We start from the raw sequence: 15,277 nt of genomic DNA, 5'->3' as shown, positions 1-15,277 counted from the left end.
GACATTGGTCTTTTCAAGCATTTCTAACACGTATCGTTAGAGGTGCTTTTTTTTGTTGGATAGAAATTGTAAATTGCTACATAGAAGGAGTTGGGCATCAATGAGTGAAGCAGGCGTCGGCAAGCTGTTAATTATCGGATTCGGCCCAGGGAGCTTCGAGCATATTACGAAACGCGCCCGTGAAGCGATTCAGGAGAGCGATATTGTCATCGGCTACAACACGTATGTCGATTTGATTCGGGAGCTAATCAGCGATCAGGCGATTGTGCGTACGGGGATGACTGAGGAGGTCAGCCGTGCGCAGGAAGCGGTGCGCCAAGCGGAGAACGGCAAGAAGGTTGCCGTTATATCAAGCGGCGATGCGGGCGTATACGGCATGGCTGGGCTCGTGTATGAGGTGCTGATTGAGAAAGGCTGGAAGCGTAATGGCGGGGTAGAGGTTGAAGTGATTCCCGGCATTTCTGCCATTAACTCGACAGCATCCCTGCTTGGCGCGCCGATCATGCATGATGCTTGCACGATCAGCCTAAGCGATCATTTGACGCCTTGGGAGCTGATTGCGCGCAGGGTAGAAGCGGCCGGACAAGCGGATTTCGTCATTGCGCTTTATAACCCGCGCAGCGGCAGAAGAACGCGGCAAATCGTAGAGACTCAGCGTATTTTGCTCAAATACCGCTCGCCAGATACACCGGTAGGCATTGTGAAAAGCGCGTACCGCGACCGTGAAGACATTGTCGTGACGACGCTTGCTCATATGCTTGACCATGATATCGGCATGCTGACAACAGTCGTCATCGGCAACTCGACGACCGTCAATTATGATGGGCTAATGATTACGCCGCGCGGCTATCAGCGCAAATATACGCTTGGCGAAGGCGCGCAGCCTTTGAAGCCCCACCAGCGTCTGCAAGAGAAGAATGAGCCGTGGGCGCTTCATACGGCAGGAATGCCTGAGCTTCCAGCGGACGGGGGCTATCGTGCGGATGATTATGACGCGGCGGACCAGCTGCTCGAGCGGGAGGAGCCGCAGGCGGTTGTGGCAGATGAACCGAGAAATGTTAATGGACAGGGTGGCGGAGTGGCGGTTGCTGCAGCGCCCCCGGTTGCGCCCGTGAAGCCGGCACCAGCCCCGATAAATACAGCCGTTTCTATGAGGGCAGAGGCTGCCCCGGTACCGGCAGTATCGCCTCTGCATTTGGCGATGGAAGCGGTGCTCCTGAATGATCGCAGCAAGGGTATCGAGCCTAGTGCGGCGTTTGGCGCAGTATCGAGCCCAATGCCTGTGTTTGTACAGCAATCGGTGCTTGAGTTTGCCGTAAGCCCAGGTGTCGCGACAAAAAACTTTACGCCCCAGCAGCTCGTAGCATTGGCGCAGGCCGTTGGCGAGAAAGGCTCGATTGAATATACGCCGCATCATCATCTGCTGGTGCGGATTCCGACTTCTGATCCAGATAGCGTGACGGCAAAGCTGCGGGCGGATGGCCTCAGTCTTGCTCCGATCGGTGATGTTTTACAGCTGAAGGCTTGCGATTTTTGTAATCTGGAGAAAGCGGAATCGGTGCCTTATGCCGATGAGCTGCAAGAGAAGATCGGCGGCATGGCCATGCCGAAGGAGCTGCGTGTCGGGTTCAATGGCTGCGGCATGGCTTGTTATGGCGCAGTTAACGAGGATATCGGCATCGTGTATCGCCGTGGCAAATTTGATTTGTTCCTCGGTGGCAAAACCGTCGGCCGCAATGCGCATGCCGCACAGCCGGTTGCCGAAGGCATTGCAGCTGAGGAAATCGTGCCACTAATTGAACGCATTATTACGCTTTATAAATCGGAAGGCCATCCGAATGAGCGCTTTCATAAATTTTTCAAACGAATGGGACAAATAGAAGGCTATCGCTATCAGGAGCTGCCTGTTTTTCATATCGAAGACGCATTGTGCGGAGACTAGCGACAGCAAGGGAGATGAAGGAAGATGGATGCGGTTTTGTTTGTAGGGCACGGAAGCCGGGATGAGAGAGGCAATGAAGAGGTGCGCGAGTTTGTCGCCTCTGTAGCATCAACACTGAAAGCAGATTTGGTAGAGCTGTGCTTTCTGGAGTTTGTCACGCCGACGATGAAGCAGGGCTTTGATAGTTGTGTATCAAAAGGGGCGACCCGAATCGCCGTTATTCCGATTACGTTATTTTCGGCAGGGCATGCAAAGCTGCATATGCCAGCAGCAATTGATGAGGCAAAGCTGCGTTACCCAGCTGTAAATATTATTTATGGACGTCCAATTGGCGTCCACGATCAGGTGCTGGAAATTTTGACCTCCCGCCTTGGCGAAGCGGTTGCAGCAGAGGAAAGCGAGCTTGCGGATACGGCTATTTTGATCGTCGGCCGGGGCAGCAGCGATGCGGATGCGAACAGCGAGCTGTTTAAAATTTCCCGCTTGTTCTGGGAACGGCTTAAAGTGAAATGGGTCGAAACCGCCTTTATTGGCGTTACGGCGCCTTTAATGGATGAAGGAGTGGAGCGCTGCCTCAAGCTGGGCGCGCGCAAAGTCATTATATTGCCTTATTTCCTGTTTACCGGCGTACTGATTAAACGGATGGAAGTAGCGATGGAGCAATATACGGCTGCTTATCCGGATACGGAATTTGTGCTTGCAGAATATTTCGGCTTCCACCCGCTGCTTAAAGAGATTTTGAAAGACCGCGCCGCAGAAGCGCTGCAAGGCGAAGTGAAGATGAACTGCGATATGTGCCAGTTCCGCCTGCAGGCGATGAAGGACCATGATCATCATCACCACCATGATCACGATCACGACCATCACGACCATCACCACCATGATCATCATGACCACGACCATGGTCATGAACATCATGCACACGACCACGGGCATGACCATCATCACGATCATGAACACCATGCGCATGATCACGAGCATCATGAGGGTCATACGCACGAGCATAATCATGAGCACCATAACCACGACCATGAGCACCACGAGCATCTTGAAATCGGTGAGCTTGCTGCTGATGATGATGCCAAGGAAGAAGCGCAGAAGAATAATGATCCGTCCAAGGCGGCTACGCTTGTCGGGGAGGGTTAGACGATGATTTTTATGCTATGTGGAACGAGCGATGCGAGGGAGCTCGCCGTACAAATTAAGGCGCAGGGCTACAGCGTGCTGACGTCGGTCGTGACCGAAAGTGCGGCAGGCAGCTTGAAGGAAGCCGGACTTGACGTGCGAGTGGGACGGCTAACCGCAGATGAAATGGCAGCTTACCTGAGGGAAAATCAGGTACAGGCCGTCGTTGATGCCAGCCATCCCTTTGCCGAGGAGGCGCATCGCAATGCGATGGCGGCGGCCGAGCAGGCATCGGTGCCTTATATTCGCTACGAGCGCGAGAGCCTTACCTTTGACGGACAGCCGCTAATCCAGTATGCGGATGATTACGCCGAAGCAGCCGAAATGGCGGCTGCCAAGGGCGGCGTCGTGATGCTTACGACCGGCAGCAAAACGCTGCAGGTTTTTACCGAGCGACTATTGGGCTTGCCTAACGTGACGCTAATCGCCCGCATGCTGCCGCGCCTCGACAATATGGAGAAATGCGATGCGCTGGGCTTGCCGCAAAAGCATATCGTTGCAATGCAAGGTCCATTTTCCAAAGCGCTCAACCGCGCCCTTTATGAGCAATTCGGCGTAACGCTGATGATTACGAAGGAGAGCGGCAAGGTTGGCTCTGTGGATGAGAAGCTGGAAGCGGCGCTTGAAATGGGTATTGAGACGATTATTATTGGGCGCCCTAAGCTTGCCTATGGGCATGTTTTTTCGCGCTTTGACGAAATAAGTGATACATTAAAGGAAATGTTGAAATAAATAATCGTTAGATCAAGATTGAAGGAGCTGAGCGAAAAATATGGATTTTATGACGGATTTTAAACCGCTTACTGTACAGCCGCAGGAAATTGAAGCACGCAGCTTTGAAATGATTACCGAGGAGCTTGGGGAGCACCCGTTCACGGATGAGCAATATGCCGTTGTTCAGCGCGTTATTCATGCTTCGGCAGACTTCGAGCTGGGACGCAGCATGATGTTCCATAAGGATGCGGTTCAAGCGGGCATTAAGGCGATTCTCGCAGGCAAGCCTGTAATTGCCGATGTCCAGATGGTTCAGGTTGGAATCAGCAAGCCGCGCATTGAGAAGTTTGGCGGCGACGTGCGCGTATACATATCGGATGCAGATGTAATGGAGGAGGCGAAGCGCCTCAATACGACGAGGGCGATTATTTCCATTCGCAAAGCGATTCGTGAAGCGGATGGCGGTATATATGCGATTGGAAACGCGCCTACAGCGCTGCTGGAGTTAATTAGACTGGTGAAAAATGGCGAAGCCAAGCCCGGCCTTATCGTTGGGGTGCCCGTCGGCTTCGTATCGGCAGCAGAATCGAAGGAGGAGCTTGCCAAGCTGGACATTCCGTTCATTACGAATCTCGGACGAAAGGGCGGGAGCCCGGTTGCCGTGGCTGCGGTTAACGCGATTTCCCTGCTGGCCGAGCGCCAAGTGTAAAAAGCGTGGACAAGAAAGAGGATAAGCCGCTTCGCCATGGCTATACGACGGGCTCGTGTGCGACTGCTGCTACGAAAGCGGCGCTGACTGCGCTGATTTTGCGCGAGCAGCAGACCGAGTCGGAAATTGTGCTGCCGATTGGCGAGCGTGTCACTTTCGCCATTGTTAGCTGCGAGCTGACTGGCGATGCCGCAAAAGCCGAAGTGATTAAGGATGGCGGCGACGATCCGGATGCTACGCATGGCGCGAGCATTTTTTCGGAGGTCAAATGGCATGACGGTGAAGGCGTTATACTTGATGGCGGCATTGGTGTTGGCCGGGTAACGAAGCCCGGTCTGCCCGTGCCGGTTGGCGAAGCCGCCATTAATCCGGTGCCGCGCCGCATGATTCACGAAGCGGTGGAAGAGGTGCTGCGCTCGTTCGAGCTGGAGGGGCGAGGCGTAAGCGTCGTCATTTCTGTGCCGGAAGGCGAGCGAATCGCGCTCAAAACGTTGAATGGTCGCCTTGGTATTCTGGGCGGTATTTCCATACTCGGGACGAGAGGCACCGTTGTGCCGTTCTCTACCTCAGCATACAAAGCGAGCGTCGCGCAAGCGATTAATGTCGCAGCCGTCAGCGGCTGCGACCATCTTGTTTTATCGACAGGTGGCCGTACGGAAAAGTTTGGGATGGAGCTGTACCCCGATTTGCCGGAGGAGGCCTTTATTGAGATGGGCGATTTTATCGGCTTCTCGCTCAAAATGGCCCGAAACAAGCATATTCGCAAAGTAACGCTTGTCGGCATGATGGGCAAGTTTTCGAAGGTGGCGCAGGGCGTCATGATGGTGCATTCCAAAAGCGCGCCAGTCGACTTCGGCTTTCTCGCCGAAATAGCGGAATATGCAGCTGTTCCCGAAGGGCTTGTGGAGGAAATACGCGGCGCGAACACCGCTTCACAGGTTGGCGATATGATGCAGGAGCGCGGCATTGATGCTTTTTTCGAACGAATGAGCGAGCTGTGCTGCTATCATAGCAAGAAGGAAGCGGGCGGACTGCTGATCGTTGAGACGGTCATTATATCGATGAAAGCCCAGCTGTTAGGCAGGGCTGAGCAATAGCGTTCTCAAATGCATGTAAGCTGCTTGGCAGCAAAGGATCGGGGGAGATAGAGCTTGGGGAACAAAATCAAAATGATCGGCATTGGCGATGATGGAGCGGCAGGCTTGCCGTCGCTTTATGAAGGCTGGATTCAAGAGAGTGAAGTACTGGTTGGCGGCGAGCGCCATTTAGCCTTTTTTCCACAATATGCGGGCGAGAAAATGGTCATTAAAGGCGGCCTGGCTGACCTGGCAAAGCAGCTGCAGGCGGAGAGCAGACGTACGGTCATTCTCGCTTCCGGCGATCCGTTGTTTTATGGCATTGGCGGTTATTTGGCCGGCAAGGTGGAGCTGGACATTTATCCGGCGCACAGCTCAGTGCAGCTTGCATTTGCGCGAATGGGCGAAAGCTGGCATGATGCGCTGCTGACAAGCGTTCACGGCAAGAGCATCAAGGGGCTGGCGCAGCGTATCGACGGCAAAGCGAAGATTGCGCTGCTGACCGACGATAAGAACAACCCCAGCGTTATTGCCCGCTACTTGCTCGACTTTGGCATGACTGAATATAAAGCTTTTTTGGCTGAAAATTTAAGTGGAGCGGATGAGCGCACGGGGTGGTATGAGCTGGGCGAGCTTGCGGAGGCGGAATTTTCTCCGCTGAATGTATTGATTTTGAAGCGTGTAGGGACGAGCCCCTCGTGGCCGCTAGGTATTGCCGATAGCGAGTTTGCCCAGCGCAAGCCGGACAAAGGGCTGATTACCAAACGTGAAATTCGCGTGCTCAGCCTTGCGGCTATGCAGCTCAGGGAGACGAGCACGGTTTGGGATATTGGCACGTGCACAGGTTCCATGGCGATTGAGGCAGCACGAATTGCCCGCCAAGGCGACGTCTATGCCATCGAGAAGAACGAAGGCGATCTTGCCAATTGTGTGGAGAACGCCCGAAAATTCAGGACCGATCTGACGACGCTACTGGGACGTGCGCCTGTTGGTCTGGACACGTTTGCCGATCCCGATGCCGTGTTTATCGGCGGCAGCGGCGGCGAGCTGCGCGAGCTGCTGCATATTTGCTGCACGCGGCTCAAGGAAGGCGGACGCATCGTCGTGAATGCGGCAACGATTGAGACGATGGGCAAAGCGATGAGCGCTTTTGAGGATGAAGGCTTTAAAACCGATATTACCCTCGCGCAGCTGTCGCGCAGCAAACCGATACTCGATTTAACGCGCTTTGACGCGCTTAATCCGATTTTTCTAATTACGGCTTGGAAGCAGCCAGAGATACTCACCGAGGAGGAAAGCGGCAATGACTAAGCTCGGCAAATTATATGGAATCGGAATCGGACCGGGGGACCCGGAGCTGATTACGGTTAAAGCTTTTCGGCTTATGAAGGAATGCCCGGTTATCGCGTACCCGCGCAAAAAGATGGGCGCCAAAAGCTACGCGCTGACGATAGCTGAGCTGTATGTGAACGCAGCGGAGAAGGAAATGCTCGGACTGACCTTTCCGATGACGAAGGACCGCGAATCGCTGGAGCGCCAGTGGGAGAAGACGGTGCAGCAGGTATGGCAGCCAATCAGCGAAGGCCGCGATGTGGCGTTCGTTACGGAAGGCGATCCCATGATCTACAGCACGTATATCCACTTGATGCGGCTTATGCGCGAGCGTCACCCTGAAGTGGAAATGCAGGCAATTCCCGGCATTTCTTCGTTTAATGCGTCGGCTTCCCGCCTTGGCATTCCGCTTGCCGACGGCGACGAGCATGTGGCGATTGTTCCGGCAACGCCAAGCTATGAAGCGATGCGTACAGCGATTGAGCGCCACGACTGTGTCGTATTCATCAAAGTTGCTAAGGTGCTGGATTTGATGCTGACTGTATTGCGCGACTTGAAGCTGATTAAAAACGCATATGTGTTAACGAAGGTTACATCGTCTGAGGAGCAGGTATGGATGGATGTTGAAGAGCTGCAAGGGCGCGAGCTTGAATACTTGACATTAATGGTGGTGAGAAAATGATTGTGCATATTATTGGTGCGGGTCCCGGCGATCCGGATCTCATTACGGTAAAAGGGCTCAAGCTTCTGCAAGCGGCAGATGTCGTCATGTATACCGATTCGCTCGTTAATGAAGAGCTGATTGCGAAAGCGAAGCCCGAAGCTGAGGTGCTGAAAAGCGCAGGCATGGATTTGGATGAAATGGTTGGCATCATCGTAGACCGGGTAAAGCAGGGGAAAAGCGTAGCCCGTATTCATACAGGCGATCCTGCGATGTATGGGGCTATTTTGGAGCAGATGGTGCTGCTTAAGCGTGAAGGCATCCATTGTGAAATCGTCCCAGGCGTAAGCTCGGTATTTGCTGCCGCTGCTGCGGTTGGCGCTGAGCTGACGATACCTGACCTGACGCAAACGGTCATTTTGACGCGGGCCGAAGGACGGACACCTGTTCCGGAGCTGGAGAAGCTGAAGGATTTGGCGGCACATCGCTGTACGATCGCATTGTTCCTCAGCGCTACGCTGACGCGCAAAGTCGTACAGGAATTTAAAGATGCCGGCTGGGAAGACGAGACGCCGATTGCCGTCGTTCGCCGCGCGAGCTGGCCGGATCAATTAATTATCCGCACAACACTTGCCGAGCTCGACAATGCGATGCGAGAGCACGGCATTCGTGCGCATGCGATGATTTTGGCCGGCTGGGCGCTTGATCCGGAGCTGCACAACAAGGACGCGCACCGTTCAAAGCTGTATGACAAAACGTTCACGCACCGCTTCCGCAGAGGAGTGAAGCCGGAATGAGTGCGATCATTCAGCTGGAGGAAGGCATCATCCCGGAAATTCGCCAGAAGCACGAATACGCAGTAGTTGCCATTACGAAGCATGGCGTGCAGACGGGCAGAAGGCTGCTGGAAAATATGGGCGCAGTCGACTTGTATTATATGGGCAAATTCGAAGCAGGTGATGAACAAAGCCGCGGCATTCAGCTGTTTAATGGCTCGGTGCGCATGCTGTTTCCGGCCTTGTTTCCGAAATATAAAGGAATTATTTGTATTATCTCACTTGGCGCAGTTGTGCGAATGATTGCTCCATTGCTGCAGGACAAGAAGAAGGACCCAGGCATCGTCGTTATTGACGATAAGGGCGAGCATGTCATCAGCGTGCTGTCTGGCCATCTCGGCGGAGCGAATGAGCTGACGTGGGAGACGGCAGCGGCTATTGGCGCACGTCCAGTGCTGACGACGGCATCGGATGTACAGCGTACGCTGCCTGTCGATTTGTTCGGCCGGCGCTTTGGCTGGGAGTGGGAAAGCGATGCAAAGCTGACACCTGTCAGCGCCGCTGTCGTCAATGAGGAGCCCGTTGCTATTGTGCAGGAGTCGGGCGAGCGGAACTGGTGGATGCATGAAACACCGATGCCTCCTAATCTGGTCGTTTACGACTCTATTGCCGCAGCGGAGTCGGCCGCACCTAACGCGGCGCTCATAGTCACACATCGCCTGTTGGAGGAGGATGAGCAGAAGCTGCTGGATAACGGCGTGCTCTATCGGCCGAAGGTGCTGGCGCTTGGCGTTGGCTGCAATCGGGGAACGTCAGCAGAGGAAATCGAAGCGGTTATCGCTTCCGCATTGGAAGGAATCCGGGCTTCGATTCGAAGCGTCAAGGCGATCTGTACCATTGATCTCAAAAAGGATGAAGAAGGGCTCCTCGCGGTATGTGCCAAGTATGGCTGGCCGCTGGTGACATATACGCCTGCGGAGCTGAACGAAGAGGAAATAAGCGAGCCTTCAGAAACGGTATTTAAATTTACTGGAGCTTACGGAGTAAGCGAGCCTGCAGTAAAGCGTTATACGAAAAACAACGAGCTGCTTCTGGGCAAGCAAAAATCCGGCAATGTCACGATCTCGATTGGACTTATTCCATTCGAATAAGCCGTGCAGCACAGCTTTTTTGAAAATATAGGAAAAATATAGGCAAGGATATGATTGTTCGATCCTTTCTCTATATTTCTCGAATGAAACGCGCTGTGCCGCCAGAGGACGGCGATAGCCGTTTCACCTTGCGCAAGTCCTTAACGAAAGGAATTCTCACGATATGACGATAGCAACGCAAAAAAGAATCATTATTGCCGGAACGGGCAGCGGAGTTGGCAAAACGACGACCACCGTCGGGCTGATGGCTGCTTTAGCGCGCAGAGGACTAGCGGTACAAGGCTTCAAGAGCGGGCCGGACTACATTGATCCAACCTATCATACGGCGGCGACAGGACGGCAGTCACGCAATCTGGACAGCTGGATGTGTCCGCCCGCTACGGTGAAGGAAATATATTCGCGTGCTGCTAGCACGGCGGATATATCAATCATTGAAGGTGTAATGGGTTTATATGATGGCAAAAATCCGCTTTCGAACGAAGGCAGTACCGCTGAGCTTGCCGTGCTGCTTGACTGTCCCGTGCTGCTGGTCGTCAACTGCCAAAGCATGGCTCGCAGTGCGGCAGCTATTGTGAAGGGCTTTCAGGCGCTGGATGACCATGTGCGCATCGTCGGCGTCATTGTGAACAAGGTGGGCAGCGACAGCCATTATGAGATTGTGAAAGCGGCCATTGAGCAGGAGTGCGGCATTCCAGTCGTCGGTTATTTCAAGCGCAGCAGCGAGCTTCATATACCTGAGCGTCATTTGGGCCTAGTGCCTTCAATTGAGCGGGGCGAGCTGTCGCCTTTATTCGACCAGCTGGTGGCGATGTGCGAAGCGACCGTTGATCTTGAACACGTGCTTGCGCTAGCAGAAGCGCCGGTCATTCGTGAAGCAGCAGCGGGTACTTCCATATTCGAGAGGAGAAATCCCGAGGGCAGCGTGCGAATGGCGGTTGCTAAAGACGCGGCGTTTCATTTTTATTATCCGGATAATCTTGAGCTGCTCGAGGCGTATGGTGCCGAGCTTGTATACTTTTCGCCGCTTGCAGGGGAAGCTGTGCCGGATGAAGTATCAGGCTTGTATATTGGAGGCGGCTTTCCAGAGGAATTTGCCGAGCAGTTGGCGCAGCAGCGATACGTTCATCAGTCGGTGCAGGACGCTATTGCTGGAGGCATGCCAACGCTTGCCGAATGCGGCGGTTATATGTATTTAACGGAGCAGCTTACCGATACGAGCGGCAATAGCTATGCGATGGCTGGCGTGCTGCCAGGAAGCGTAGTCATGCAAGGCAAGCTTGCCGCGTTGGGCTATCGGGAGGCAAAAGGACTGGGTGCTAATTTTCTGCTGCCGGAGGGCGACGAGGCGCGCGGGCATGAATTTCATTATTCGGTTTATGTGCCCAGTACCGATCGTGAAGGATTGGAGCCGGCCTACGAGACAAAGGGCAGACGCGGCGTGAAGCAGGAAGGGGCGCAGCTAGAGCAACTGGTCGCAGGCTATACGCACTTTCATTTTGCCTCAAATCCGGTGATGGCAGAGCGCTGGATTGCTGCATGTATGGCCTATGCTGACCGTAAAGCATAATTTGCGCTGAAGCGCTTACGCTTTTTGAAAATATAGGAAAGGATAAGAATTCCCGATCCATTCTCTATATTTCTTCGCGAAACGGAAGCTTTGCCGCCAAAGGAAGGCGACAGCCGTTTACGCTTGAAATATAGGAAAGGATAAGAATTCCCGATCCATTCTCTATATTTCTACGCGAAACGGAAGCTTTGCCACCAAAGGAAGGCGACAGCCGTTTACGCTTGACCATTTTAAACATTTCGTAACTTTTTAATGTATTGTTTCCGCTATCATAGTAACGATGAGTGACCTAAACATATAACCGGGGGATGTCCAATTACTATGATGGATTTTCAATATAAAATAAATCGTTTAAGACAATGCGAGTCTATTTGCTACACGATATGCCTTAAGCTATTGCAGGACGAACAGCAGGCGGCGAAAGCGGCGGAATGGCTGCTCAAGCGCCTGTTTACAGACGAGCAGTTTTGGAAAACGTCCGATTCAGCCAGGGATCGGTATATTTTTCGTATCGCAAGCAATGCTTATTTAAATCAATCACAGATGCGCTCCTTTATGAAAACTTCATAAGGGGCGTGTTTGTTGTTAAGGGAAGGAAGCAGAGCGACTATGATTAAAACAGGCAATACACGCAGCATTACTATCGCACTGTTCGTAGCGACCTTTCTGGCAGCGATCGAAGGGACGATCGTCAGTACGGCTATGCCGAGCATAACGCGCGAGCTGCAAGGAACCCAGCAGTATAGCTGGGTTATTTCGATTTATTTGCTTGCTACGGTCGTCACGACGCCGATTTATGGCAAGCTGTCAGACTTATTCGGCCGCAAAAATATGTTTATGATTGGGGCTGCGATTTTTTTATGCGGCTCAATGCTGTCAGGTCTTGCGCAGACGATGACGCAGCTTATTATTTTTCGCGCGATTCAAGGGCTGGGGGCTGGTGCGCTCACGACGATTCCTTATACGATAATCGGTGATTTATACGCTTATGAGCAGCGGGCGAAGGTACAGGGCTGGATGTCGAGCATTTGGGGAATAGCTGGTATATCGGGTCCTTTGCTTGGCGGTCTGTTAGTCGACTATGTCTCGTGGCGGGCGATATTTTATATGAATTTGCCATTTGGCATTGTCGCGATGTTTCTGCTGGGCTCTACTTTGAAGGAAGCCTATGAGAAGCGGAAGCGATCGATTGATTATGGCGGAATTGGAACGTTTGCGCTAGGCATGTTCTGTTTTCTCTATGCCTTGACCCTTCTTCGTTCAGAGACGGGCGAGCAGGGTGCCAGCTATACGGAGATCGGGCTGCTTTTTGCAGGGGCTGCGGTGCTGATGACGCTATTCTTCTACATTGAGAAGCGTGTGCAGGAGCCGCTGATACCGCTTGTTTTGTTCAAAAACCGCACCATCAGCATGGTGAATTTGCTCAGCTTTTTGCTATGCATCGTCAATGTCGTCATTATTTTTTATTTGCCGCTCTGGCTGCAAGGCGTATATGGAAAAAGCGCTACTTATTCCGGTTTGGCGATGATTCCGCTTTCGGTCAGCTGGCCGCTCGGCTCGATTCTCGCAGGCACATGGATTTCGCGACTTGGGCTTAGAAACATAACGCTAATCAGTGCGTTTTCCCTCTTATTGGGAAGTTTGGGCTTTATGTTCCTGAATGCCACGACGCCGATAATGTGGTTTATGCTGTATATGTTTTTAACGGGCTTAAGCTTTGGGCTTGCGCTAACCAGCTGCACCATATCCGTGTCATCCGCTGTCGAGCGGCAAATGCGCGGTGCTTCGGTTGCAACGAATAACTTTATACGCACGCTTGGCCAGACGATCGGAATCGCTTTATTCGGCCTGCTGCTGCACACAGGCAGCACGAATATCATTGATCCGCTATTGCTGGAGGAAAGCTTGCACCAGATCTTTACGATTGTGGTCGTTTTGTCCCTCGTCATAGGTGCAGTATCGCTAGCATTACCACGTATTTCTTCTGCAGAACGACAGGAAACGAAGCACGCTTCTTAAAATATTTGTCATAAATAATAGGCGGAGTGCAACTTTTCAGATTATATTGCGTCCAAACTTTTGGCGGATATGTAGAGAAATCGCAATTTATTTTGGAAAAGGAGATTCACATGCTTAAAAAAGTCAGCTTATTTGTACTCGTATTCCTTTTTGTCTTTACCTTGACTGTGCCGATTCAGGCGGAAGCAGCGCAAAATGTCCTAGGTCAAGAGCAGCTCGTTCTGCTTCAAAAGTCGAATAAAATGTATCACAATGGCACGCTGTATACAGCTACGCAGCCGGTAACCGAGCTGAAAGGCACGACGTACGTTTCGGCGCGCTCGCTCGCAGAGCGGCTCGGCGGCAAAATCGTATACGACAAGGTAGCCAAGGAGTATGTGCTGACGACAGAAAAAAACGTGCTTCGTTACGCCATTGGCAGCACCTCCTATAATGTGAACGGAGCAGTACAGAATTTTACTGGAGCGCCGTATAACTTGAAGGGAACGCTGATGATTCCGCTTCGTACGCTGCTGCAGCCGCAGGGCATCACGATGAAGGTGAACAAGGCGGAGAAAAAAATTACGCTGACGTGGACAGTAAAGATCGCGCCGGTCGCAACTTTTACAGTAAGCCCTAAAGTCATTTATGCGAATGAAACACAGGTGACTTATACGAACCAGGCGAGCAGCAGCACGCCCATTGTGGACGAGCGTTGGGAAGGCAATTTGTCGATGTTTGACCAGCCGGGCATGTATACGGTAACCCATTGGGTGCAAGATTCGGATGGCGTCTGGAGTGAACCATATTCCGTAACGCTTGAAGTGCTTCAACCGAATTTGCCGCCAGTCGCAAAGTTTGTCACCAACAAAACGAGCTATATGATGGGCGAGCCGATAGAATATACCGACCTCAGCAGCGACGAAGAAAATGCGATTACGAGTACCAGTTGGACGAATAAGGAGCAAGGTTTTTTCGAGCCGGGCCCGCAGACCATTTCCTTGAAAGTAACGGACAAGCACGGGGCAAGCAATGAATATTCGCTCTCCATTATGATTGAAGATCAGGAGCTGTATTCCAAACAGGATTTTGGCATGTTATTTACGCCGCCGGGAGAGCGCTTCTCGATTAATGGATCTTCCATTCTGAATTTTGATGTGATTCCTTATTCATTGACAGAGTATGGACAGCAAACGCTGCTTCGCAGCAACAGTCCAGAGCGAATTGTCAATGAAGGCGTGTATTATACGGATTCAGCTTCGGGCAACGTTCGCTTGATGTCGCATAACGTAAACAATCGACTAAACAATGTGCGCATGTACATCGTCGCCACGAACGAGACCAATCAGGAAGCGACAGTTCAGACACAGCGCGTCGGTATTGGCGGTCCTGCGCTGTATGTATCGGCAACAGGAAAATCTTCCATTAGCAAATATTTGACCTCGCGCATGAATCCGGTCATGAATGATATTACAACGATTCCAGCGGGCGAGAGCCGTCTTATTTTGAAGCAGCTCAGCGATTTGAAAATTTCGCCGGACCGCGTATTGACAATGATGGCGGATGTTTCGACTTCCGGTCCAATTAAATTCAGCTACGTCATTATTGATGACGGCAAGGATGTTCTGTCCGAGCTGCCGCTGCTGCCGTATCTGGAGCCGGATGGCATTCACATTCGCGGTACATTCGAGAAGGCGGATCGTACGATCAACCTGACCCAGCCAGTAGGAGCGGAGCCAGGCCGTATGGTATTTGGCGATAAAGTCGTGGATACACGCCTTACAACGATTGATAAGCTTACAGGTGCAACGATTTACAATGAAGGAAATTACGGCGTCGTATACGTCGTGAAGCTGTTTAATGTACAGCCTAATACGCTCATTGCCTTGAACCCGCGTGGCGGACATTACGGCGGTGCCTTCCTCGTCAATAACAATGTTGTTCTGACGACGAATAACTCCTTTCTAGCGAATAATGGTGAAGCGGGTGTTCTGTACCGGACGGGAAGCTCTTCAGAAGCGGTAACGATTGTATTCTCGCCGGCATCCGGTAGCAACTTGCCAATCAATTTGCTGTTTATGCCAATGCCAGAGAAGAAAAGCTAGCATCTACAACAAGCAAATATCTACAACAAGCAAATTCAAGCAAAAGCATCATTGTGTTCAC

General features: G+C 52.2%; 13 protein-coding genes. All 13 read left to right on the top strand.

The window, feature by feature from the left end; genetic code table 11:
* Positions 1–100 precede the first annotated feature (100 nt).
* The 13 genes from cobJ (at position 101) to ABEW34_RS28370 (ending at position 15,216) form a co-directional block, all read left to right on the top strand.
* Positions 101–1,942 carry a precorrin-3B C(17)-methyltransferase gene (gene cobJ / locus ABEW34_RS28430; protein WP_430164083.1) on the top strand — a complete coding sequence of 614 codons (1,842 nt, stop codon included), beginning with the start codon at positions 101–103 and terminating at the stop codon, positions 1,940–1,942.
* Between the two features lie 24 nt (positions 1,943–1,966).
* Positions 1,967–3,088 (top strand): sirohydrochlorin chelatase, encoded by a 1,122-nt coding sequence (locus ABEW34_RS28425; RefSeq protein ID WP_430164080.1) that lies wholly within the window; start codon positions 1,967–1,969, stop codon positions 3,086–3,088.
* A gap of 3 nt (positions 3,089–3,091) precedes the next feature.
* Entirely contained in the window at positions 3,092–3,859 is a 768-nt protein-coding gene (gene cobK / locus ABEW34_RS28420; protein WP_430164077.1) for a precorrin-6A reductase, read from the top strand.
* Between the two features lie 40 nt (positions 3,860–3,899).
* Positions 3,900–4,550: a precorrin-8X methylmutase gene (locus tag ABEW34_RS28415; RefSeq protein ID WP_430164075.1), complete on the top strand. Its 651-nt coding sequence runs from the start codon at positions 3,900–3,902 to the stop codon at positions 4,548–4,550.
* A 5-nt stretch (positions 4,551–4,555) separates the two neighbouring features.
* Positions 4,556–5,647 (top strand): cobalt-precorrin-5B (C(1))-methyltransferase, encoded by a 1,092-nt coding sequence (locus tag ABEW34_RS28410; RefSeq protein WP_430164072.1) that lies wholly within the window; start codon positions 4,556–4,558, stop codon positions 5,645–5,647.
* A gap of 54 nt (positions 5,648–5,701) precedes the next feature.
* Positions 5,702–6,937: a precorrin-6y C5,15-methyltransferase (decarboxylating) subunit CbiE gene (gene cbiE / locus ABEW34_RS28405; protein ID WP_430164069.1), complete on the top strand. Its 1,236-nt coding sequence runs from the start codon at positions 5,702–5,704 to the stop codon at positions 6,935–6,937.
* Positions 6,930–7,640 (top strand): precorrin-2 C(20)-methyltransferase, encoded by a 711-nt coding sequence (cobI, locus tag ABEW34_RS28400; RefSeq protein ID WP_341282591.1) that lies wholly within the window; start codon positions 6,930–6,932, stop codon positions 7,638–7,640. The genes cbiE and cobI overlap by 8 nt, the downstream gene beginning before the upstream one ends.
* The gene (gene cobM, locus ABEW34_RS28395) at positions 7,637–8,416 is read left to right on the top strand and encodes a precorrin-4 C(11)-methyltransferase (protein WP_046233158.1); all 780 of its coding nucleotides are present in this window, start codon (positions 7,637–7,639) and stop codon (positions 8,414–8,416) included. Before cobI ends, cobM begins: the two co-directional genes overlap by 4 nt.
* The gene (locus ABEW34_RS28390) at positions 8,413–9,546 is read left to right on the top strand and encodes a cobalt-precorrin 5A hydrolase (RefSeq protein WP_430164065.1); all 1,134 of its coding nucleotides are present in this window, start codon (positions 8,413–8,415) and stop codon (positions 9,544–9,546) included. Before cobM ends, ABEW34_RS28390 begins: the two co-directional genes overlap by 4 nt.
* A gap of 163 nt (positions 9,547–9,709) precedes the next feature.
* Positions 9,710–11,113 carry a cobyrinate a,c-diamide synthase gene (locus ABEW34_RS28385; RefSeq protein WP_430164063.1) on the top strand — a complete coding sequence of 468 codons (1,404 nt, stop codon included), beginning with the start codon at positions 9,710–9,712 and terminating at the stop codon, positions 11,111–11,113.
* Positions 11,114–11,434: 321 nt separating this feature from the next.
* Positions 11,435–11,683, top strand: a complete 249-nt coding sequence (locus ABEW34_RS28380) for a hypothetical protein (RefSeq protein WP_099520586.1) — start codon at positions 11,435–11,437, stop codon at positions 11,681–11,683.
* A gap of 39 nt (positions 11,684–11,722) precedes the next feature.
* Complete coding sequence (locus ABEW34_RS28375) at positions 11,723–13,132, top strand: MDR family MFS transporter (RefSeq protein WP_430164060.1); 1,410 nt, start codon at positions 11,723–11,725, stop codon at positions 13,130–13,132.
* Between the two features lie 110 nt (positions 13,133–13,242).
* On the top strand, positions 13,243–15,216 hold the full coding sequence (locus tag ABEW34_RS28370) for a copper amine oxidase N-terminal domain-containing protein (RefSeq protein WP_430164057.1): 1,974 nt from the start codon (positions 13,243–13,245) through the stop codon (positions 15,214–15,216).
* Positions 15,217–15,277: the final 61 nt, after the last annotated feature.

Source organism: Paenibacillus algorifonticola (genome assembly GCF_050481745.1).
GTDB classification, from domain to species: Bacteria; Bacillota; Bacilli; order Paenibacillales; family Paenibacillaceae; genus Pristimantibacillus; species Pristimantibacillus algorifonticola_A.
The sequence above is the reverse complement of the archived record's forward strand: the minus strand, read 5'-3'. Positions and strand labels throughout refer to the sequence as shown.